The following is a 22,020-nucleotide window of genomic DNA, read 5'->3' as shown; positions in this document are numbered from 1 at the left end:
AGCTATTCCTCTCCTTTATGTTTAATTTTGGCCGCTACCCACAACTCTTCAAGCTCATCGAGTGAATAGTCATCAAGAGCTCGTTCCGCATCTGAAGCACTTCTTTCCATCGCCGAAAATCTTGTTCTAAACTTATGATTCGTACGCTGAAGAGCTGTTTCACCGTTAATTTTATAATGTCGCGCTAAATTCGTAATAGCAAACAACCAATCCCCAAATTCTTTCTCCATTTCAAGCGGTTGATTCATTTCTTTTGCTTCGAGAAATTCTGCCCATTCTTCCTTTACTTTATCCTCGACAAACTCCACTTTGTCCCAGTCAAACCCTGCCTTAGCCGCCTTTTTTTGTAACTCCTCGGCTTGCAAGAGGGCCGGAAAACTTGTCGGAACAGAATCTAATAAAGACTCAGAGGACACGGTCTTTTCCTGCTTTTTAATTTGATCCCAGTTTGTGACCACTTCATCTGTATCCTTTACATGAACATCTCCAAATACATGGGGATGTCTGCGAATCATTTTTTCAGTTATAGAGGCTATAACGTCGTCAATCGTGAAAAACCCTTCATCCTCGCCAATTTGACTGTGCAGCATGACTTGCAAGAGGATGTCGCCTAGCTCTTCTGCCATATGCTGATCATCAAGCTGATTTACAGCATCAATAAACTCATAGGCCTCTTCTATTAAATAACTACGAAGAGATTCGTGAGTTTGTTTTTGGTCCCACGGGCACCCCCCTGGGCCACGCAGTGTACGAATCACCTCTCTCAGTCGGAAAAACTGGTGATTCAACCTCGTTTTTTCGACCGGAGGAATATAGACGCTCGTTAGGTTATTCACTTCTACAACACGGTCTAGCTCCTGCAGTTCAACAGCAGTAAGTGCCTCTTCACTGCTCCCGGCTGCAGTGACAACGGTCACAGGATACTCTGGTGGAAGATCTTCCATCAATGTCAGCTTCACCTCTGAAGCAATCATTTGATCATATACCTGACAGAGAATGATATGACTTTGAAATTGTAATTGACTGCGGTCAAGAGCTGTTGCATCTAAAAACTGGAATCCCTCAATGGGATCTACTTGCAAGGCAGAGAATACATCATCTAAGTAACTTTGGCCGCCTTGGATTGCTACATTTACTCGTTGATCTGCCAGTAATAATTGGACGGTACGCTCCGCAAGCATTGGATGCCCCGGCACGACATAGATAATGTCCTTTTCCTTGGCAGCCTCTACTAGTTCATCCACAATTCTTTCATAAACGGCAGAGAAACGGTCATTTTGTTCATACACAGCATCGAAGCCTATGAAATCAACCCCTTCGTTCTCCAGATCTCGTAGCACTGGGTGGTCAAGGGTCCGACTATAAACAGGGTCATTTGCATGAATAAGCTGACGGTAAACTCCAAGCGACAACTGCTCCAACCCACCTGCGCCCAGCCCTAAAATTTTAACAGTGTTCATCTATTTCAACCCCTTTGGTAAAAATCGTACGAGTGAACTTCCATATGGCACAGCTTCTAGCTCTCTCCTGTGTAAGGCACCTAGTCTTATTAACATGATTAGATACGTAACCGCACCAGCAGCAGTAAGACTAAGTGTATAAACAAGCAGGGAAAACCGATTTCCTCCCTCCATCCCTAGCAATGACCTGATTCCGATTAGCACTAGCAGCACAACTATCATCCCAGCCAGCGCCCAAGTAATTGAAAGCCACGGAAGCCTGAACCATTTTTTAAATGAAAAATAACGTCTTAATAAAAGACATTGGCAGACCACGACGGCTGCAGCACTGCAAATCGAGGCTATCGCTGCACCATTTAATAAAAGATGTGGGACGAGCAAGGCATTCAACCCCCATTTTAGCAAAATAGCAAAGACCACAATGATAGCTGTATGAGTAACAAAGCCGAGACCTTGCAAAATGGAAGCAAAAGTAACGGCCAATGAACTGAATAAAATGACAAGCATAAGAACCCTTAGTACTGCTGTTCCTTTTTCATTTTGAAAGAACAGCTCATTAATAAAGGGCATTAATACGATTAACCCTGCTGAAGCTCCACATGCCAGGATTAAACTAAACTTTATCGACCCAAAGATATACCCGTCTACTTGCTTAGGATGTGCATGCATTTTCTTTTTTGTAATAGAAGGGATAAGAGCTAAAGCCAGAGATGACGCTAAGACTGTCCCTAATTGAATAAGCGGCTGGCCACGGTCGAATATTCCTTTGAGCACCTTTGCTTCAACGGGGGCTACTCCGGCTTCTATTAGGGAAGGCACAAGAGTTAAAGCATCAGTCATTTGAATAAGTAGTAAAAGCATATAATTCAGGCAAATGAATATACCGTAAAATACGATCGTTTTTACAAAGGAAAGGGATGAGTAATCAACAGGCCCTTTTGTCCATGGCGGATCCTTTCTAATAATAAAAATAAATACTATGATGGAGGCGATGATGCCTCCCAGCGATGCGATAGCAGCACCGATTCCAATATGATAGATCTGACTTTCCGACACGACGTAAATCGTTGCCCCTATAATGAGCAGAACCCTTACCAATTGCTCGGCCACCTGTGAGATCGCCGTAGGTTGCATATTTCCCTGACCTTGATATACCCCCCTTAATAATGAGGGGATTGGCAGCAAAAGAAATACCGTGAACGCAGCCTGTAAGGAAGGAGTTAAACGCTTGTCTCCCATTACATCAGCCAATTCACCTGCTTGAGTGTAACCAATCATAAAGATCAATCCACAAATTCCAAACAACCATGACAATGCAGGAAAATAAAAGGATGATAATGACAGGGACTGTCCCCGCTCCCCTATTTCTGCGACTAACTTTGAAACTGCCGCTGGAAAACCGTATAACGAAAGCACTAATGCTATTCCTAAAATCGGATAGATTTGTTGATAAACATAAAAGCCAAAATCCCCTGCGATGTTTTGCAAAGGAATACGATATCCTGCACTTAATACTTTACCAATCAATCCTGATAAAGTAAGCAGGAAAGCACCTTTAAACAAAAGGTGCGATGAGTTTGAATGATTCATGTAGAGCCCTTCCCATATAAATACAATTGAACCTATTATAGCACAAAAATGCCAGGTCCTATGAGTGACCTGGCTTGTTCCTTCTTAGTTGAAGTTTCTAATGTATTGACTCGTTAGCCCTATAGGGGCAGCAGATGGTATCAGTCCTCCAACGTGACTGAACCCTCCCCTGAATGGTTTGTTACTCCATTTGTCTGGCTAGAAAGCTTGCTGCCGTTTGGACAGCCTTTTCGGAACCTTCATCAATAGGGGTGCCTTCTTTATTAAAGACAACTACACAACCGATGGGATCACCTTGGGCAATAATGGGATGAATAATATAAGAAATAACGTCCTCTTCTAAATCTCGGACAAATTCTACCGGATTCGGATGTTTTTCAAACGCAGAAGTACGTCCTTCCATCACTTGTTCAATACGGCTGCCTACTTGACGGCCCATATAGGATTTCTTCGATTCTCCAGCAACTGCGATAAATTCATCGCGGTCACAAATTAAGACAGGCGCCTCTAACGATTCATGCAGAGCGTCTGCATACTCTCGGGCGAAATCTCCAAGTTCACTTATTGGTGAATATTTCTTTAAAATAACCTCTCCTTCTCGATCTACAAATATTTCTAAAGGGTCACCTTCCCTAATACGAAGCGTGCGGCGAATTTCCTTTGGGATAACCACACGCCCTAAATCATCAATTCGGCGTACTATTCCTGTTGCTTTCATTCTTTATGCTGCCTCCCTCTCTGTAGTTTACCCTCACGCAAATAAACATGCGGAATAAACAGGTGATAGGGATAGTATGATACTCCAGAAAAAACCTATTCATCCCAAGAATGGATTTTTCTCAAAAAATGTATTCAGAACGTTTGGATGTGCCCTTATTAAACCATTAAAGACTGAGAAGGGACTGCAATATGCCCTTGTTCTATCTACAAAAGGGAGCCATTGACGGCTCCCTATTTTTTCTATGCACTAGTAGCTGCTTCTGATAACTGTGGCAGACGCTGAATAAACTCCTCCACCAACTCGTACCTTCTCGGCTTCGTATTTCGTTCCCACATAAACGTAATTTTCAACTGCTGGCCCTCTGTCCCAAGCTGAATCATTCGTCCATATTGGTTCGCCAAATCAAACAGCTTTGAACCGTCAATTTGCTGACTTTGGCTAGAATCCATAAGCATCTCCATCTTTTTCTTCCCTTCAGAAATCGATTCGATGCGTGCCTTCCTGGCATATAGACGAAGTGAAGTTACTTTGAATAAATTCTCGACTTCTTCCGGGTAATCACCAAAGCGGTCGATTAATTCATCTCTTAAATCATGAATGTCATCTTCTGATTCAATCGCTTGGAATTGCTTGTACATATCAATTTTTTGTTTTTCATCTTCAATATATTCCGCTGGAAGATAGGCATCAATGGTAAGGTCCAGTTCGGTTTGAAATGGTTGTACAGCTTCCGGCTCAATCCCCTGGCGTTTGGCTTCAATAGCATCCTTAAGCATTTGTGAATACATGTCGAAGCCGACAGAGTCAATAAACCCATGCTGCTGAGCACCTAAAAGATTTCCAGCCCCACGAATCGATAAATCCCGCATGGCGATCTTAAACCCTGAGCCGAGCTCCGTAAACTCCTTGATCGCCTGGAGTCGCTTCTCAGCCACTTCTGTCAGCACTTTATCTTTTTGGTAGGTAAAGTAAGCGTATGCCACTCGGTTAGAACGCCCCACACGGCCTCTTAACTGATAAAGCTGGCTTAATCCCATACGGTCGGCATCATAAACAATTAACGTATTCACATTAGGGATGTCTACACCTGTCTCTATGATTGTGGTGCTCACCAACACATCAAATTCTCCTTCAAGGAATGAGAACATAACATTTTCAAGTTCGGTTTCGTTCATTTGTCCATGCGCAAAAGCAACCCTTGCTTCAGGGACGAGTGCAGAAATTTCCTGAGCCATTCGCTCAATGTTCTCCACACGATTAAATAGAAAGAATACCTGTCCACCCCTTGCCATTTCCCTTTCAATCGACTCCCTCATAAATACCGGATTGTATTCCAATACATAGGTCTGGATCGGAAAGCGATTTTCAGGAGGCGTCTCAATGACAGATAAATCCCGAACTCCAAGCATAGACATATGCAACGTCCTCGGTATCGGCGTGGCCGTTAATGTCAGTACATCAACATTCGCTTTCAACTGCTTGATTTTTTCTTTATGTTTTACACCAAAACGTTGCTCCTCATCTACAATTAGCAGTCCTAAGTCCTTAAATTTAATGTCTTTTGATAAAATTCTATGGGTTCCGACGACAATATCGTCAAGTCCTTTTCTCAGCCGTTCCGTTGTTTCACTCTGCTGCTTCTTTGTCCGGAATCGACTGAGCAAACCAATGTTTATCCCAAAGTCTTGGAACCGCTCTTGCAAGGTTTCATAATGCTGTTGGGCCAGTATGGTAGTCGGAACTAGCAGTGCCACCTGCTTTCCGTTCTCAATCGCTTTAAAGGCAGCCCGGATCGCAACTTCTGTTTTTCCATAACCAACATCTCCACAAAGCAGTCGATCCATCGGCCGAATTCGTTGCATATCTTCTTTTATCTCATCAATACAGCGAAGCTGATCCTCTGTTTCTTCATATGGAAAAGCTGCTTCAAAGTCACGCTGCATCTCCCCATCTTCACCAAAAGCATGACCCTTTGAGGCTTCTCGTTCAGCATATAGTTGGATAAGATCATCCGCAATATCTTCTACGGATGATTGAACACGGCTCTTCACCTTTTTCCATTCACTGCCGCCCAACTTATATACTTTTGGTTCTTTACCCTCGGAGCCAACGTATTTTTGAATTAAATCAATCTGGTCAATTGGAACAAACAGCTTATCATTTCCCGAATACTTTACCATCAGGAAATCCTTATGATTCCCACCCATTTTCAAGGTTTCAATTCCGATATATTTACCGATTCCATGGTTGGCATGAACTACATAATCTCCAACTTTGAGTTCCTGATAATTTTTGATCCGTTCGGCATTAGATAATTTCTGTTTGCGCTTAGTCTTAGACGTCCGTTTTTTAAATAGCTCACTCTCGGTCAGTACAGCTATTTTGTGCAGCGGCCACTCAAACCCGCTGCTGAGGTTACCTTCGATAATTGTCGGCAGCTTCAAAGGTAAATGAACCGGTTCTTTGGCAACTACGGACTCCATATCATAATCATCTAACACATCATGAATCTTTTGAGCGCGCTTTTCATCTGGAGCCATAATGACTACAGAGTAATCCTGTTTCACCCAGCGATCCATTTCGTTCTTAAGTAAATTCATTTGACCATGGAATTGCTGCATCTGTCGACTGGAGATATTAATTACATTCTCAGGATGGGTGTTAGGGATATGACGCATGAACACGGACATATAGAGCCTTGGCTGCTTCATGTTATCCCAAGTACCATGCCAGTCGAATGAAATGCTAAGATCCCTTACAATTTGGTTAACTTCAAGCAGACTCTGATGCCATTCTGCTTCTTCGTGGTCTAAACGACTCGCTGTTTCCTGAATACGGCTCATTTCATCTAACACAATCAACCCATTATTTGGAAGGTAATCTAGCAAACTTAGTTCCTGATCATAGAAGAAACCTATATACTTATACATGTCCTGAAAACGTTCTTGTTGCCGAAGCTTTTCTATATCAGACTCTACGTAAGTATTTAGCGTTTCTTTTGCTTCTTTTTTTGAAAGCTTTTGTAAAGAGTGACTAAGGGATTCCTCCAGTCGCTGCGAGGCCCGGGCATAATCCTCTTCTGTTAATAAAAGTTCAGTCGCAGGACCGACATGAACATGATCAAACTTCTCATGAGAACGCTGTGTTTCCGAATCGAATGTTCGAATAGAATCTACTTCAGTATCAAACAGTTCAACACGGTAAGGGAATTCTGCTGTTAATGGGTAAACATCCAGGATTCCACCACGAAGAGAGAATTCTCCAGGCGTTGCCACCATATCTGTCCGCTCATAACCCATGCTGACAAATCTTCTTAAGTATTCTTCAAGATCAATTTCTTCCCCAACACGAAAAGGGAGCTGGTTATGCTCCCAATATTCCTTAGGCGGCATGATTCTTTTTAATGCAGCCACAGGCGCTATTAAAATACCGGAATCTTGGTTAAGCCACCCGCTCAACGCTTCTATCCGCTGGCTCCGTAACTCTGGGCTGGCCGTTGCAATTTCAGATGCAATGAGCTCATTAACCGGAAAAAGGTGCACTTGATCACTATTAGAAAGCTCTAACATGTCTTCATACATTTGCTGAGCCTGAATCAATTGGTGTGTCACGATCAGAACAGGCCGATGTAGCGACTCCTGTATTAATGAAATCATCATACTTCTAGAGGCCCCAGATAACCCTGCAATCATTTGCTCATTCATTCCGGATTCAAATCCCTCAACTACAGAGCGGATGTCATCCTGTGGCCGTAAGTAATCTTTTATTCCCTGCATAACAAACTCCTCCACAATCACCATAGAGGGTGACCACGATTTAATGAATAAAATAATCTTGTTCGTGATAATGAGGATGTTGATCAAGGGTACGTTCACATGAATGGCAGATCGTTCTAATATTCATATCACCATTACTGCTGTACGTAATCATTTCCCTGTGGTCGTCCTCATTCAAACACTCTAAGCCAAGCTCGGAAACTTCGACTCGTTCACGGTCTAATTTTCCGACTTGGCGGTTACAGTGTCGGCATATATAATTAATATTCATAAATACAAACCTCCGATTCAGAAGTATTTGTATTTATTGTTACCGCTTGAGTCTTTGCTTATACGAACACCATTTTAATTTATGATTTAACATTAAAGGTATTCATAACTTCGGCAAATGGTTGTTCAAACCATGCTTCGCAAGCCTTAACGGATTGGTTTATGGCTTCTTGCACATGCTCTTGCTGGTCCTTATCAAATGTACCCAGTACATAATCAACCACGCTCATTGGTACAGAAGGTCTACCTACGCCTACCCGCAAACGCTTAAACCCTTTCGTACCTAACTGGTCAATGATGCTGCGTATCCCATTATGACCGCCATGTCCGCCTTTCTGACGAAGGCGTATTCTTCCAGGCGGTAAATCAAGATCATCATAAATGACCAGTACATCTTCTTCTTCGATCCCATAATAGTCCATGAACAACCGAAGAGAATCCCCCGATAAGTTCATGTACGTCTGGGGCTTTAACAAAAGAACTTTCTCACCGTTCATGTGCTCGATGGTAAACAGTCCTTTGAACTTTTTTTGTTCCATTGTCCAATGATTTTGTTGTGCTAATTCATCTATAATCATAAACCCAATATTATGGCGTGTTTTTTCATATTTCCTACCCGGATTCCCTAAACCCACAATACACTTCATTGAAAAACTTCCTTTTCATCTTTTTCCTATTCGTTATTATATCAAAGTCCTAATAAAAAATATGTCAAAAAACTGGAGGCATTATAAAAAAGGAGCGTACCTGATGGCTACGCCCCTTTTAATCTAATTATTCTTTATTGTCCATCGTCGTCTGATTCATCTGCATCGCCTTTTTCATTAATAACTTCAGGTTCTTCATCTGCGTTATCTGTGTCAGGCTCTTCTGGCATTTCTTCAGGCGGAGTAACGGAAATGATGGTTGTATTTTCATCCTCAGTAATTTCATAGTTACGAGATTCTTTCAGGTCACTAACCATCACGCTGTCACCAATATTTAACTCAGAAACATCAATGACAATTTCTTCAGGAATATCACCTGGTTTAGCGCGGACTGCCAGTTCATATAACGGTTGTTGAAGAACTCCACCTTCTTTCGAACCTGCAGCTTCGCCTTCAAGATGAATCGGTACTTCAACGTCCATTTCTTCAGACATGTTCACGATATAAAAGTCTGCATGAATCAATTCATCCTTAATCGGATCAATTTGATATTCATGAAGCATTACATTTACTGTATTCCCACCGTCAATGGCTAATGAAATGATGGCGTTTTTCCCTTCATCACGGACGGTTTTAAGTAGTTCGATACTGTTAACAGCAACAGTAACAGGTTCTTTATCTTTACCATAAACGACACCTGGAACATCACCCTGATGGCGCAATTCACGAGTTACCGACTGTTTTAAATCTTTCCTTTGATTTGCTTTTAGTGTTATAGCCAAAATAATCTACCTCCATTGAATTTACCATTCATTTAAGATGGATTCCCTAATTGGACTTTTGTTAAACATTTTATAGCAAAAAAAATGAATTAATCGAACAAAATACTTACGGATTGACGTTCATGAACCCGAATAATGGCTTCACTGATTAAAGGGGCCACTGATAACTGAGTGATTTTCTCACTTTCTTTATCTTCCCCAAGCGGGATCGTATTGGTGACAACCAGCTCTTTAATAGTTGAATTATCAATACGGTCAATTGCCGGGCCTGAGAGCACGGGGTGAGTACAGCAGGCGTAAACATCCTTCGCACCGTTTTCAACTAATGCGTTAGCCGCCAGCGTAATGGTACCGGCCGTATCAATAATGTCATCTATCATAATCGCAGTTTTCCCTTCGATGTTTCCGACAATATTCATTACTTCCGCCACATTTGGCCTTGGACGGCGTTTATCAATAATGGCAATCGGGGCCTTAAGGCGGTCAGCCATCTTGCGAGCACGCGTTACTCCTCCATGATCCGGCGATACGATGACTACGTCTTCAAAATTCTTTTCTTCAAAGTAATCGGAAAGAATCGGTACACCTACAAGATGGTCAATCGGCATATCGAAGAAACCTTGAATTTGAGGAGCATGCAAATCCAGCATAATGACTCTAGAAGCCCCTGCTGTCTCAAGTAAATTAGCAACCAGCTTTGCTGTAATGGGTTCACGTGCGCGAGCTTTACGGTCTTGTCTAGCATAACCATAGTATGGCATAACGATATTAATCGTACGTGCAGAGGCACGTTTTAAAGCATCTATCATAATCAGGAGTTCCATGATATGTTGATTAACAGGTGCACACGTAGATTGGACTACATAAACGTCACAACCGCGAATACTTTCATCGATGTTGATTTGAATCTCCCCGTCACTAAACCTTGTAACCGTACACTTCCCTAGATCTGTTCCAATATTCTCAGCAATTTCTTCTGCCAGTTCAGGATTAGAATTCAGAGAGAATACCTTTAATTTTGAATCCTTGTACCCAGTTGCCATGGATAGAACCCTCCGTTACTCTTTTTTATTAGAATTAAGTTTACTTACATAGCCTTCTTTATTTGTTTGTCTGGACCTGGCAATTGACAAGGCCTCAGCCGGTACGTCCTCATTGATTGTGGAACCTGCTGCTACATATGCGCCTTTGCCTACAGTAACAGGCGCAATAAGATTTGAGTTGCAGCCAATAAAGGCATCATCTTCAATAGTGGTCATAAATTTATGTTGTCCATCATAATTTACTGTAATTGTACCACAACCTATATTAACCCCGCTTCCTACTTCAGCGTCCCCAATATAGCTTAAATGTGATGCCTTACTGCCTTTACCGAAGATAGCTTTTTTAATTTCAACAAAATTACCAACTTTTACATCATCACCGAGTGACGATTCTGGACGAATATGAGCGAACGGCCCTATATTAACACGTGCCCCGATGTGACTGTTTGTGGCTACGCTTTGTTTAACGACCGTATCTTCTCCGATATAGCAATCCTTCACGGTTGAATGTGGTCCAATGACAGCATCATCTTCAATCGCTGTATTTCCTTCAATGACAGAACCTGGGTACACGATCACATCCTGTCCTATCTTTACATCCGGGCCGATGTACGTATGGTCAGGATCTACTACTGTTACACCATTGCGCATGTGCCGCTCGTTAATGTGCTGCTTCATCAACTTCTCAGCTTGAGCTAAGGCTACACGATCATTAACACCAAGGGATTCAGAAAACTCTGGAGTTTGATAGGCACTTACTGTTTCATCTTTATCCTGGAGAATCTGAATGACATCTGGCAGATAATATTCTCCTTGTGAATTATCATTTGAAACACCCTTTAAGGCTTCAAACAAAAATTCATTATCGAAACAATATGTACCTGTGTTAATTTCCTGAACAGCCTGTTCATCCAGTGAAGCATCCTTTTGCTCAACAATTCGCTCCACCTGCCCATTACCACCTCGAATGACACGTCCATATCCATGAGGGTTTTCAGCATGAGCTGTTAATATAGTTGCCTTTGCTTGAGTAGATTCATGATGGTCCATCATCTTTTTGAGTGTATCCTTCGTGAGTAACGGCGTGTCTCCGCAAGCAACGACCGTTGTTCCTTTTTTCCCGGCAAGAATATGATCAGCCTGAAGAACAGCATGTCCTGTTCCCAGTTGTTCTTCTTGCACGACATAATGACTATCTTCTCCCAGCTGGTCCTGAACTTTTTCTGCACCAAAACCAACAATGGTAATTAACTCATTTAATTGTAATTCCTTTAGTTGATCAACTACATGTTGCACCATTGGCTTACCGCATACTGGATGCAAAACTTTATAAAGCTTTGACTTCATGCGAGTACCTTGTCCGGCTGCTAACACCACCGCATATTTATTGGTCATGAGGTAACCTCCATCCTAATTATCCATTATGAATAATATCTTAAAATAGGCTTTATTTCAACATTTGAACTTATGATGCAAATTGAGAAGGGCCGTTTATATTAACACTGACACTTGTGGCAATTCCTACCGTAATAAAAGATTCCTCTCCTTGTTTCCCAAAAAAACAAAAAGAAGCCGGTTCTCTTTTAAACGAGATCCGGCTTCTAATCTTCACAAGTTTTAAGAGGCACCTGCTTCTTCATACTCTACTTCCGTATCAATCTCACCAGCTTTGTGGTATTCATTAAGTACAGCGTCTTGAATCTTTCCACGAGTACCAGAATTGATCGGATGGGCAATATCCCGAAATTCCCCGTCAGGTGTCCGTTTACTAGGCATAGCCACAAAGAGACCATTGTTGCCATCAATCACCCGTATGTCATGGACAACAAACTCCTGATCTAAGGTAATAGAAGCAATTGCTCGCATTCTTCCTTCGGTATTTACGCGTCGCAGTCTTACGTCAGTTACTTCCATTATCATTCACCACCTTTTCCCAAAAAAGAACTTACTAGAATAATTCCACATATCGGGAAAAATTCCTGCTTATTTCTAAAAAAATTTAAATATTTAATTTTTAAGCCTGTTTAGGTCTTACGTACGAAAAAAAGAAAGCCGTCACTGCAACAGGTGAGACTTTCTCCTCGAAAAGATTCGTTATTCGATTCGATTCAGAAGATTTCCAGCATGTACTTCAATTTTTGCCTCTCGGTCATCCACATTCATAATTTGGACCAGCGAAATGTACTCATCTACTACACGATCCTCTTCTTCATCTTCCGCTTCAGCTAACACACCAATGCCGGCTACTTCCGCATTGAATTCAGTCAATAAGTTCCTCATACCATTGATGGTCCCGCCAGCTTTCATGAAATCATCAATAATACATACTTTTGATCCTTCTGCCAGCGAGCGTTTTGTCAGCACCATCGTTTGAATTTTCCTTGTTGATCCTGAGACATAGTTAATGCTGACTGTAGATCCTTCTGTAACCTTAGGATCGCGGCGCACAATGACAACTGGAACATTTAAGTAAGCAGCCACAGCATAGGCCAATGGGATTCCTTTCGTGGCCACAGTCATAACCGCATCAATTTCTTTGTCTGCAAAAGCCGAAGCAAATAAACGCCCAATCGCGCGAACTGTATCGGGTTCACCTAAAATATCGCTCATGAACAAGTATCCGCCTGGAAGCAGTCTGGCGGGATCTTCAAGCCGTTCACAAAGTTCATGCACAAATTGATGACTGTAGTCCTTAGAATAAGCAGGAATGTATTTCACCCCTCCTGCAGCACCAGAAACAGTTTCCAGATGACCAATTCCTTCTTTGCGGAACATTTTATTCATAATTGCTAAATCCTCGCTAATAGAAGACTTTGCCGCGTCATATTTCTCTGCTAAAAAAGGGAGAGAAACTAATTCACGAGGACGATCCAACACGTAGTGTGTCATGACAACTAGTCGTTCACTTCTTTTCATGAAAAGCCACCTCTAGAATCCGAATATTATTATAATAATATATCAGATTTGTACGGTTTTCATCAAGTCATTTCCCGGTTCCCTAACATTCTCACCATGTAGACCTCTGTACAAAATCCCTTCAAGCTATTATAAATCCGTTGTGCTCTCGCATCCTGCCCTGCCAAAGCAAAGACTGTAGGACCGCTCCCGCTCATCAGCACGGCATCTGCACCTGCCTGACGCATTTGTTCTTTGATTTGATTCACTTCAGGGTGTAATTTCGTCGTCACCCCTTCTAGAGCATTCCCTACCTGACTACAAATCGCATCAAAATCTCCTTGTCTCAAAGCGTTGATCATTTCTCTAGTGTCCGGGTGGATAGCTGTTTTCGGGTTGAATCCTTGATAGATGGTTTGAGTGGAAACTCCAATTGTCGGCTTAGCAAGCACGACCCAGCAAGGAGGCGGAGCCGGTAATTCTAGAATTTGTTCTCCACGACCTCTAGCCAAAGCTGTGCCCCCATACACGCAGAATGATACATCGGATCCTATTTTCGCACCCAACTCAGCAAGCTCGTGTAAACTTGCCCCTATCCCCCATATTTCATTTACGCCTCTTAATACAGCAGCAGCATCACTGCTACCGCCAGCAAGTCCAGCTGCCACCGGAATATTCTTTTCTATAAAGATCCGCACGCCTTCTTTAATTTGATAATGCTCTTTCATCAGTTTCGCAGCACGATAAGCAAGGTTCCGTTCATCATTCGGTACAAAGCGACTTTCCGACTCGACGCGAATAACACCGCTTCTTAAAGTAGACAGCTCAACTCGATCAGCCAGGTCTACGGTTGTCATGACCATTTCCACTTCATGAAAGCCGTCTTCACGTTTATATAATACATCCAATGATAAATTAATTTTGGCCGGGGCCTTCTCCAAAATTTCCATCTCCTACACCCACTTCTCACATATTCTTATAAAATGCATTGTACCATATCATGACGGAAAGCGTAGAAGACGGTCAAACCGGAAACAATTACAAAAAAACTCTCCAGCATTATGGATGCTGGAGAGACAGTTTCAGCCTAAAACTGATCTTTTTTCATTTGTTCTTCTGCCATTTGAATGGCTCGCTTTACCATATTACCTGCATCGCGGGTTGTAATCCCACCCCAACCATCGCTTTGCACTTTGTCGTAAAATCCAAGCTCTTTTGCGATTTCCTCTTTCAACGAATCGGACATCATACTTCTTCTGCGTCCCATCGTTTTCAGCTCCTTTTGCCTCACTTAGCTACGACAAGCTTAGTATGTGATGAGCACTTTTTTTCATTCCGGCATATGTATGTAGAGCTGGTAACTGTTTCTAGGGTAAAACTAAGTTTATTTCGTAAAATAAGAAAAGCAGTAACCTCAAGAAGGGTTACTGCTCCATAGCCATCGTCGATAGGTCGTCGAAGTTTAATTCAACTGTTTCTGTGAGTACATCTGCATAACTATAAGATACACGTTCGAAAGCATTTTCTTCTTGGTCTAATTCAACAATAAAAACGGCTGGATACGTTTCCGCAAGAACACCGGAACGCTCAATCGTCTTTCGACGGCCGCCGTTTGCTTTTAATGTTAAACGCTTTCCAATTTGCCCTTCAAGGGATTGCTTGATTTCTACTAACGTTTTAGCCACTACACTCCACCTCACTATTAAAAATATAACACGATTTACGGACAAAGTCAAATAAAATATTTAATTATACCAGTATGGTAAATTCAATGTCAACACAATGATCTGTAAAATTCGTTATTGTTTATCATATCCAAATTAAGGGAAAGTATGTGTTATTGGTTAGTGAATGAGTAAAAAAGGTGCAGAATCACCATTCAGCACCTTTTTTAAAGTCGCTCTTCAGCATCTTTTGAGTAAGGAATTCCAATTCTTAATAAACCACGCGTTTCTACTCCGCCCATTCCTTTCTCCCCACTGATTGTATTTCGAATGACCTCCCAAATGTTGATGTGGTCCACGAACGATGTGTAGGCTATACGTGCAGCAACATAAACTGGGTCAATGGCATGAATGTTTACCCTTGCTGGTGAACTGGCAAAATTAGCTCCGGCCTTTATTAACGATTCAAAATGTGACTGACAGGCTCCCGCGAAAATAACTAGCTGGTCAAAGTGAGGGTATTTTTGGCGGATATTCCTTACAGATTCAACAAAATAACGCGAATTACGATATGAATCCAGCTCACGAGCTGAACCCTTTGTCTTAGAATAAGAATCATGCCCCGTGATCACGACAATTTCTGGCTGAATCTTCTCCACTAAAGCTAAAACCTTCTCCGGCATTTCTTTTTCTTGTAAATACTGCCCATGAACTTGTAACCCTAGCTGCTCATACAATTGAATACATTTCTTTAAAAACAATGGGTCTCCGTCAATATGAAGAATACGCGGAGGTATTTGGAAGTAACTTGGTTCCTCAGTGCTGTCACCATAGCCGCTCCCAGCCTCTGCCTCCCTTTTTTCCCTCAAGAGGCGATAATCCTGCCGAAACAAGCGATAGGAATAGGCCTCTTGTTTATCAATATGAGACTTACGCTTGTGATATTCGGTTCCCGATACTTTTTGTAAATCATTCAATGGGGCATCCGCCTCTAAGCGAATATCCTCCCCCATTAACTTGATCAGATTACCATTCATTGATTTGACACGAAATAAAATATCATGATTGTAAGATTTTCTTGTCACAAGATCTCCATTGGTTAGCATTTATTTCCCCACCTCACAGCTAGCACTACGTTAGTGTATGTGGGGAGTTAGATCGTGTGACTTTAGCTAAGATGGCGGGCTAGCAACCCGAACTCTTCTATGGACAAAGATTCACCACGACGTGTAGGGTTGATCCCCGCCTTTTCCAGACACCCTAGAATGTCTGACTTCTCCATTTTTCCTTTAAAGTGGCGGGCTAAGTTATTAATTAGTGTTTTTCTCCGCTGGCCAAAAGAAGCTTTCACTACATCGAAGAAAAAGTCTTCATTGTCCACATTCACGGGCGGCTCTGCTCTCATTTGTAAATGAAGGACGGACGAATCGACATTCGGCTGTGGCATAAACACGGTCTTAGGTACATTCATAGCCACCTGGGCTACCGTATAATACTGAACCGCAATCGATAAGGATCCGTAGCTTTTCGTATTAGGCACTGCTGCCATCCGATCGGCGACTTCCTTTTGAATCATCACAGTTATACTGTCGATCGGCAGGCGATCCATCAACAGCTTCATTAGGATAGGAGTAGTAATATAGTAAGGAAGGTTGGCAACCACTTTCACCTTCTGATCCGAGCTGAAATTCTCTTCAATGACCTGTTTTACGTTAGCCTTTAAAATGTCTTGATTAATAACTTCTACATTATCATAAGGGGAAAGGCTTTCACCTAAGATCGGTAACAAACGCTGATCGATTTCAAAGGCCACGACCTTGCCTGCATGCTGAGCCAGCTGCTCGGTTAAAGCTCCAATCCCCGGTCCTATTTCAATGGCGCCGGCATGTTGATCGATTTCCGCATGTTCTATAATGTTCTTCAATATATTGACATCAATAATGAAATTTTGACCCAAGCTCTTTTTAAAAGAAAAACCATGTGTGTTAAGGATTTCTTTTGTACGAGTTGGTGTAGCTACAGCTTTATTGTTCATTCTTTTCCTCCTGGATAATCTGATTCATGGCCGTACTAAGCTGGTCTTTCGTAATATGAAACATGTTAAGGCGGCGCAAAAGTTGCTTTCCATTTGTCTTTCCTATGTGAAGCCGGTCCCCTAACTTCTCCCGCCTTCTACTGGCAGCAGGACCACCTATTAATCCAAATGCAATCAAGTCATCTTTCTCGACCTCACTTAGCGCTGGGTCACTAAGCTCATATACTAATGATAATGCCTGTCTTATATGTTCAAGGGAAGCGTGCTCAATCCCGATACCACGATCCTTTTTTGCTCTTGCATGTTCTTTAGGCAGAAAAGCATGCTTACACCCCTTCACGTGCTGATCCACAATATGTCTGATTCTCTCCCCGGGGTAATCCGGGTCGGTGAAAATAATGACACCACGTTTCTCCTTAGCATGCCTTATTTGTTCAATTACATAGTTATCTATAGCGGAACCATTCGTTTCAATGGTGTCCGCATTAACAGCCTGACGAACCTTTGCTGTATCGTCTTTTCCTTCTACGACAATAACTTCTTTTATCCTCAAAAGCTATCTTCCTCCAGTTGGTTCTCCATATAATCTTACTTAGCATACCACGAGTATAAAATAGAAAAAAGCAGAGGAGACCCCCTCTGCTTCCTGGCTTTTATTCCAATATTTTAACCTGTACGGTACGATGTCCAAAACTGCTGGCTCTACTTTTCGAAGGGATAAAAACATCGATCTCGTTCCCTTGAATAGCTCCACCTGTATCCCCTGCTACTGCATAACCATATCCTTCCACCCAAACGCGGCTTCCCAAAGGAATGACACTCGGGTCTACGGCTATCACTTTTTTATCAGGGTTCGCCTTCAGATTAATCCCTGTAGCTGTGAGACCTGAGCAACCAGGACAGTTCGCAGAATAGGCGGTCGCTTTCATATGAAGCGTTTTTGCCCTGCTACCGCTGCTTCTCGATGGAGTCGGTGACGTATCAGAAGATGCACTCGTTGCTACGACATTTGTTTCCGCTGGCTCTTGAGAAGACTTAGCTTTGTCAGCAGAGGCTGTCACACGCTTTGTTTCCACCTTTGGTGCTTCTACCTTTGTTCCTAGGGCAACAATTTGATCCTGACTTTCCTTCTGTACCGTTTCCCTTACTAACTTGCGATTTGTTTCTTCACCGTTCGTAATAGTAACCTGATATTCTTTAGTGACTAAACCCACTTCTCCATCGGAAATAATACGCTCTTCCCCTTCAGGAATAGAATCATCTTTGCGGGTAATCACCGTGTATTCAACTTCTTCCTCAACCACGTCTTTTACTTTTTCAATCCGTGTGATCGATATAGGAATCTCAGCATGAACTTTATCCGTTTTAGACACATTTAACTGATCTAATTCATCTATCGTAACGTCCTGTTTGCTTAAAAATTCTTCAACAGTAGAAGCAGTAGTCCAAATCTTTTGCTTCTCGCCGCCGTCATTAAACGTTACTTGAATAGCTTTTTTCACTTCAAGCTTCATTCCGTCTTTAATGAATGAATCCATGTCGTGTGATATGTAATCCCGTTCCTTAAGTTCCAATTGCTGGGCATTAAGAAATTCACCAACTGTCGCTGCAGTCGTATGAAACCGGTTTGCCTTCTTATCAATAGTTAGGTTAATAGATTTAGATTCAGTATATTCTACATCCATACCATATGTAATAGGTTGTGATAATTCGTGTGATAGTCGATCATGAGGCTCTAAGGTTACATGAAGATCTGCCAGTAATTCTTTGACCGTATCGGCATGAGTACGAACCAGTTGCTGCTCGCCATTCTTTGTAATCTGTACCGAAGCCTTTGTTGCTTCAAACATAACGAACCCTAAAAAAGTGATACTCAAGGTTGAAATTACAAATGTCCAAACCAGAGCTGAGCTCAGTACTGATTTAACGTTTTTCATTCTCCCCTTCCTCCTTCTTTAAGCACGCGTTGAATTATAATGAATATGACAAAATGATGTCAAAGAAAAGTATTCTAATAAAAAAGAAGCCAGCTAATAGTAGCTGACTCTTAACATTATGCACTTGTACCTAGGAAATTAACATAACAAACATGTTACAATTCCCATACATTTTCACCGTTTATTTGTAATATTAATCTGAAAGTCCTCTATATCATGACTGAATTCGGAAGAAATCGAGGGCATTCTTCGTTGTCTGTTGACTAACCTCTTCGTAAGTCAGTCCCTTTAATTCGGCAATCTGCTCCGCTACAAGCTTGACATAAGCCGGTTCATTACGTTTTCCTCGATTCGGATGCGGCGCAAGGAATGGACAATCTGTTTCGACAAGTAAATGGTCAAGGTCAATAGCTTTAGCCACTTCTTTTGGCAGTTTGGCGTTCTTAAATGTAACCGGTCCGCCTAAGGAGATCATAAAGTTCATATCAATACATGCTCTGGCTGTTTCCACTGGGCCACTATAGCAATGCATAATTCCTCCGACCTCTGCAGCATTCTCCTCTCGTAAGATCTCAACAATATCGTCAGTCGCTTCCCGATTATGAATGATAATCGGCATGTTTACTTTTTTCGCTAATTGGATTTGTTTGCGAAAAACCTCTTTTTGTGTTTCTGCCGGAGACTTATCCCAGTGATAATCAAGCCCCATTTCTCCAATAGCGACCACCTTAGGATGGGCGGAAAGCTTCTCAATCCAGGCAAGATCTTCATCTGTCATATCAATCGCATCAACTGGATGCCAGCCAACCGCTGCATACATGTGATCATGATCTTCGGCAATCTTAATCGCCGCTGGTATCGTTTTTCGATCGAAGCCCACTCCAGTCATGTAAGTAACTCCTGCTTTCCTCGCCCGTGTGATTGTCTCTTCAAGATCCTCCGTAAATTGGTCTGCATTCAAATGCACATGTGTATCAAACAACATCATCAATACCTCCTTTATTACCTGAAAAAACAAAGGGGAAGCTCACTTTCCTGCTCCCCCTCCGCTTCTTATACTTTCTTCCCTGCTACTTAACTTTTGTACCGTTTTCAATGGTTTGATCGATCGAAGCTAGAGCAAGTTTTCCTTGCTCATCTTCTCCAGCCAGAATCATACCTTGCGACAGTTCGCCACGAAGCTTAACAGGCTTTAAGTTTGTAATACAAATAACCTTTCTGCCTGTGAGTTCATCTTCCTTGTAATGTTCGGCAATGCCTGACACCACCTGGCGTTTCTCCCCGCCAAGATCTAATTGTAGCTTGAGCAATTTATCAGCTTTCTTTACTTTTTCCGCCTTTAAGACTTCGGCAACACGAAAATCCAGTTTCATAAAGTCATCCATCGTTATTTCTTCAGGCTGGTCCTGCTCGTCTTGTTTCTCTTCCTTCTGTTCAACTTTTTCTGCAACTGGCTTTTTCATCATATCCTTAATAGCTTGAATTTCTTCCTCTGCATCTAGCCGAGGGAAAATTGGTTCATCCTTCTGTACAATAGTACCTTGAGGGAGACCTTTAAATTCAGTAATGCTGCTCCATTGCTTCCATTCACCTTGAGCTAAGCCTAATTGCTTAAAGATTCTTTCAGGCGTATGGGTCAAGAATGGCTGAAGCATGACACCAATATGTCGTAAAGACTCAGCTAAATGGGCCATCACATTCCCTAAGCGAGCTCTTTTATTTTCATCTTTAGCCAAAATCCAAGGCTGCGTTTCATCGATGTACTTGTTTGTTCGGCTGACAAGTTTCCACAAATCAGCCAAAGCAACAGAGAACTCCATATTTTCTAATGATTGTTCCACAGAGACTCTGGTCTCTTCGGCTAATTGCTCAAGGTTGGCATCAAACTCATCTTCTGAAAGTGTAAGACTTGGAATCTCACCGTTAAAGTACTTAGTGATCATCGCCACCGTACGGTTTAACAGGTTGCCCAGGTCGTTAGCTAAATCATAGTTTGTCCGTTCCACAAACGCCTCTGGCGTGAAGACCCCATCAGAACCAAATGGTACTTCACGGAGTAAATAATAACGAAGTGCATCAAGTCCGTAACGCTCGCTCAATTGAACAGGGTCGACAACATTCCCTTTTGATTTAGACATTTTCCCATCTTTCATTAATATCCAACCATGAGCAAATACTTTCTTCGGCAGGGGCAGATCTAGTGCCATCAGCATAATCGGCCAATAAATCGTATGGAAGCGAACAATTTCTTTTCCAACCAGGTGCACATCTGCCGGCCAGAATTTCTTATACAACTCATCATCATCACTTCCAAAGCCAAGTGCTGAAATATAGTTACTTAATGCATCAATCCATACATAAATCACGTGCTTCTCATTACCCGGCACTTGTATGCCCCAATCAAATGTTGTCCTTGATACAGCAAGGTCCTCAAGACCAGGTTTAATAAAGTTGTTAATCATTTCATTCTTACGGCTTTCGGGCTGAATAAATGTAGGGTTCTCCTCATAAAACTCAAGAAGCTGGTCAACATATTTACTCATCCTGAAGAAATACGATTCTTCTTTTACCTTTTCAACAGGGCCGCCACAATCTGGACAGTGTCCTTCATCAAGCTGCCGTTCAGTAAAGAACGATTCACACGGGGTACAATACCATCCTTCATATTCATCAAGGTAGATGTCCCCTTTTTCCATAAGATAATCGAAGATTTTTGCCACTACGATCTTATGACGCTCTTGTGTAGTACGGATAAAATCATCATATGAAATATCTAGCTTGTCCCAGAGGTCCTTAATCCCACTTACAATCTCGTCTACATAAGCCTGGGAACTGACCCCTTTCTCTTCTGCTTTACGCTGGATTTTCTGACCATGTTCATCTGTGCCGGTTAAATACATGACATCATAGCCTTGCAAACGCTTATATCTAGCCATAGCATCACCAGCTACTGTCGTATAGGCATGACCTATATGCAAGTTTCCGCTTGGATAATAAATTGGTGTACTAATATAAAATGTCTTTTTGTTTTCAGACATCTTACTCCCTCCTCTATTTCACAGCCATATTGGCATCATTTCGACATGTATAATGTGTATTGTATCATTTTTTTCGTATATTTTCTGTATTTCCATTCCTAGCCTCCAAATATACCGAATGAATTGATAAATTGTCAAAAAACAGAAAGGCTCTCTTTTTTG

The 22,020-nt window shown here is 41.9% G+C and carries 20 protein-coding genes; all 20 read right to left on the bottom strand.

Features of this window, described 5'->3' with window-relative positions; genetic code table 11:
• Positions 1–2: 2 nt before the first annotated feature.
• Positions 3–1,460 carry a bifunctional methyltransferase/pyrophosphohydrolase YabN gene (gene yabN, locus P9989_RS00515; protein WP_283076938.1) on the bottom strand — a complete coding sequence of 486 codons (1,458 nt, stop codon included), beginning with the start codon at positions 1,458–1,460 and terminating at the stop codon, positions 3–5.
• Positions 1,461–3,050, bottom strand: coding sequence for a putative polysaccharide biosynthesis protein (locus P9989_RS00510; RefSeq protein ID WP_283076937.1), 1,590 nt, complete (start codon positions 3,048–3,050; stop codon positions 1,461–1,463).
• Positions 3,051–3,231: 181 nt separating this feature from the next.
• Positions 3,232–3,768 (bottom strand): stage V sporulation protein T, encoded by a 537-nt coding sequence (spoVT, locus tag P9989_RS00505; protein ID WP_283076936.1) that lies wholly within the window; start codon positions 3,766–3,768, stop codon positions 3,232–3,234.
• Positions 3,769–4,010: 242 nt separating this feature from the next.
• Positions 4,011–7,547, bottom strand: coding sequence for a transcription-repair coupling factor (gene mfd, locus P9989_RS00500; RefSeq protein ID WP_283076935.1), 3,537 nt, complete (start codon positions 7,545–7,547; stop codon positions 4,011–4,013).
• A 40-nt stretch (positions 7,548–7,587) separates the two neighbouring features.
• Complete coding sequence (gene fin / locus P9989_RS00495; RefSeq protein ID WP_079524816.1) at positions 7,588–7,818, bottom strand: anti-sigma-F factor Fin; 231 nt, start codon at positions 7,816–7,818, stop codon at positions 7,588–7,590.
• A 79-nt stretch (positions 7,819–7,897) separates the two neighbouring features.
• Positions 7,898–8,464: an aminoacyl-tRNA hydrolase gene (pth, locus tag P9989_RS00490; RefSeq protein ID WP_283076934.1), complete on the bottom strand. Its 567-nt coding sequence runs from the start codon at positions 8,462–8,464 to the stop codon at positions 7,898–7,900.
• A 134-nt stretch (positions 8,465–8,598) separates the two neighbouring features.
• Positions 8,599–9,246 carry a 50S ribosomal protein L25/general stress protein Ctc gene (locus P9989_RS00485; RefSeq protein ID WP_283076933.1) on the bottom strand — a complete coding sequence of 216 codons (648 nt, stop codon included), beginning with the start codon at positions 9,244–9,246 and terminating at the stop codon, positions 8,599–8,601.
• An 89-nt stretch (positions 9,247–9,335) separates the two neighbouring features.
• A complete protein-coding gene (locus tag P9989_RS00480; protein ID WP_283076932.1) occupies positions 9,336–10,289 on the bottom strand; it encodes a ribose-phosphate diphosphokinase in 954 nt (317 codons plus the stop codon).
• Between the two features lie 15 nt (positions 10,290–10,304).
• A complete protein-coding gene (glmU, locus tag P9989_RS00475; RefSeq protein WP_283076931.1) occupies positions 10,305–11,684 on the bottom strand; it encodes a bifunctional UDP-N-acetylglucosamine diphosphorylase/glucosamine-1-phosphate N-acetyltransferase GlmU in 1,380 nt (459 codons plus the stop codon).
• A 222-nt stretch (positions 11,685–11,906) separates the two neighbouring features.
• Positions 11,907–12,203: a septation regulator SpoVG gene (gene spoVG, locus P9989_RS00470; RefSeq protein WP_079524823.1), complete on the bottom strand. Its 297-nt coding sequence runs from the start codon at positions 12,201–12,203 to the stop codon at positions 11,907–11,909.
• 180 nt (positions 12,204–12,383) lie between these two features.
• Positions 12,384–13,205: a pur operon repressor gene (purR, locus tag P9989_RS00465; RefSeq protein ID WP_283076930.1), complete on the bottom strand. Its 822-nt coding sequence runs from the start codon at positions 13,203–13,205 to the stop codon at positions 12,384–12,386.
• A gap of 62 nt (positions 13,206–13,267) precedes the next feature.
• Positions 13,268–14,134: a 4-(cytidine 5'-diphospho)-2-C-methyl-D-erythritol kinase gene (gene ispE, locus P9989_RS00460; protein WP_283076929.1), complete on the bottom strand. Its 867-nt coding sequence runs from the start codon at positions 14,132–14,134 to the stop codon at positions 13,268–13,270.
• A 137-nt stretch (positions 14,135–14,271) separates the two neighbouring features.
• A complete protein-coding gene (locus P9989_RS00455) occupies positions 14,272–14,451 on the bottom strand; it encodes a small, acid-soluble spore protein, alpha/beta type (RefSeq protein WP_079524830.1) in 180 nt (59 codons plus the stop codon).
• A 157-nt stretch (positions 14,452–14,608) separates the two neighbouring features.
• Positions 14,609–14,869: a biofilm formation stimulator Veg gene (veg, locus tag P9989_RS00450; RefSeq protein WP_079524832.1), complete on the bottom strand. Its 261-nt coding sequence runs from the start codon at positions 14,867–14,869 to the stop codon at positions 14,609–14,611.
• Positions 14,870–15,075: 206 nt separating this feature from the next.
• Entirely contained in the window at positions 15,076–15,954 is an 879-nt protein-coding gene (gene yabG, locus P9989_RS00445) for a sporulation peptidase YabG (RefSeq protein ID WP_283076928.1), read from the bottom strand.
• 62 nt (positions 15,955–16,016) lie between these two features.
• Complete coding sequence (gene rsmA / locus P9989_RS00440; RefSeq protein WP_283076927.1) at positions 16,017–16,883, bottom strand: 16S rRNA (adenine(1518)-N(6)/adenine(1519)-N(6))-dimethyltransferase RsmA; 867 nt, start codon at positions 16,881–16,883, stop codon at positions 16,017–16,019.
• Positions 16,873–17,436: a ribonuclease M5 gene (rnmV, locus tag P9989_RS00435; protein WP_283076926.1), complete on the bottom strand. Its 564-nt coding sequence runs from the start codon at positions 17,434–17,436 to the stop codon at positions 16,873–16,875. The genes rsmA and rnmV overlap by 11 nt, the downstream gene beginning before the upstream one ends.
• Positions 17,437–17,536: 100 nt before the next feature.
• On the bottom strand, positions 17,537–18,820 hold the full coding sequence (locus P9989_RS00430; RefSeq protein ID WP_283076925.1) for a G5 and 3D domain-containing protein: 1,284 nt from the start codon (positions 18,818–18,820) through the stop codon (positions 17,537–17,539).
• 214 nt (positions 18,821–19,034) lie between these two features.
• Positions 19,035–19,805 carry a TatD family hydrolase gene (locus P9989_RS00425; RefSeq protein ID WP_283078801.1) on the bottom strand — a complete coding sequence of 257 codons (771 nt, stop codon included), beginning with the start codon at positions 19,803–19,805 and terminating at the stop codon, positions 19,035–19,037.
• An 85-nt stretch (positions 19,806–19,890) separates the two neighbouring features.
• Positions 19,891–21,858 carry a methionine--tRNA ligase gene (gene metG, locus P9989_RS00420; protein WP_283076924.1) on the bottom strand — a complete coding sequence of 656 codons (1,968 nt, stop codon included), beginning with the start codon at positions 21,856–21,858 and terminating at the stop codon, positions 19,891–19,893.
• Positions 21,859–22,020 lie beyond the last annotated feature (162 nt).

Origin of the sequence: Halobacillus naozhouensis (assembly GCF_029714185.1) — a bacterium.
In the GTDB taxonomy this organism is placed as follows: domain Bacteria; phylum Bacillota; class Bacilli; order Bacillales; family Halobacillaceae; genus Halobacillus_A; species Halobacillus_A naozhouensis.
The sequence above is the reverse complement of the archived record's forward strand: the minus strand, read 5'-3'. Positions and strand labels throughout refer to the sequence as shown.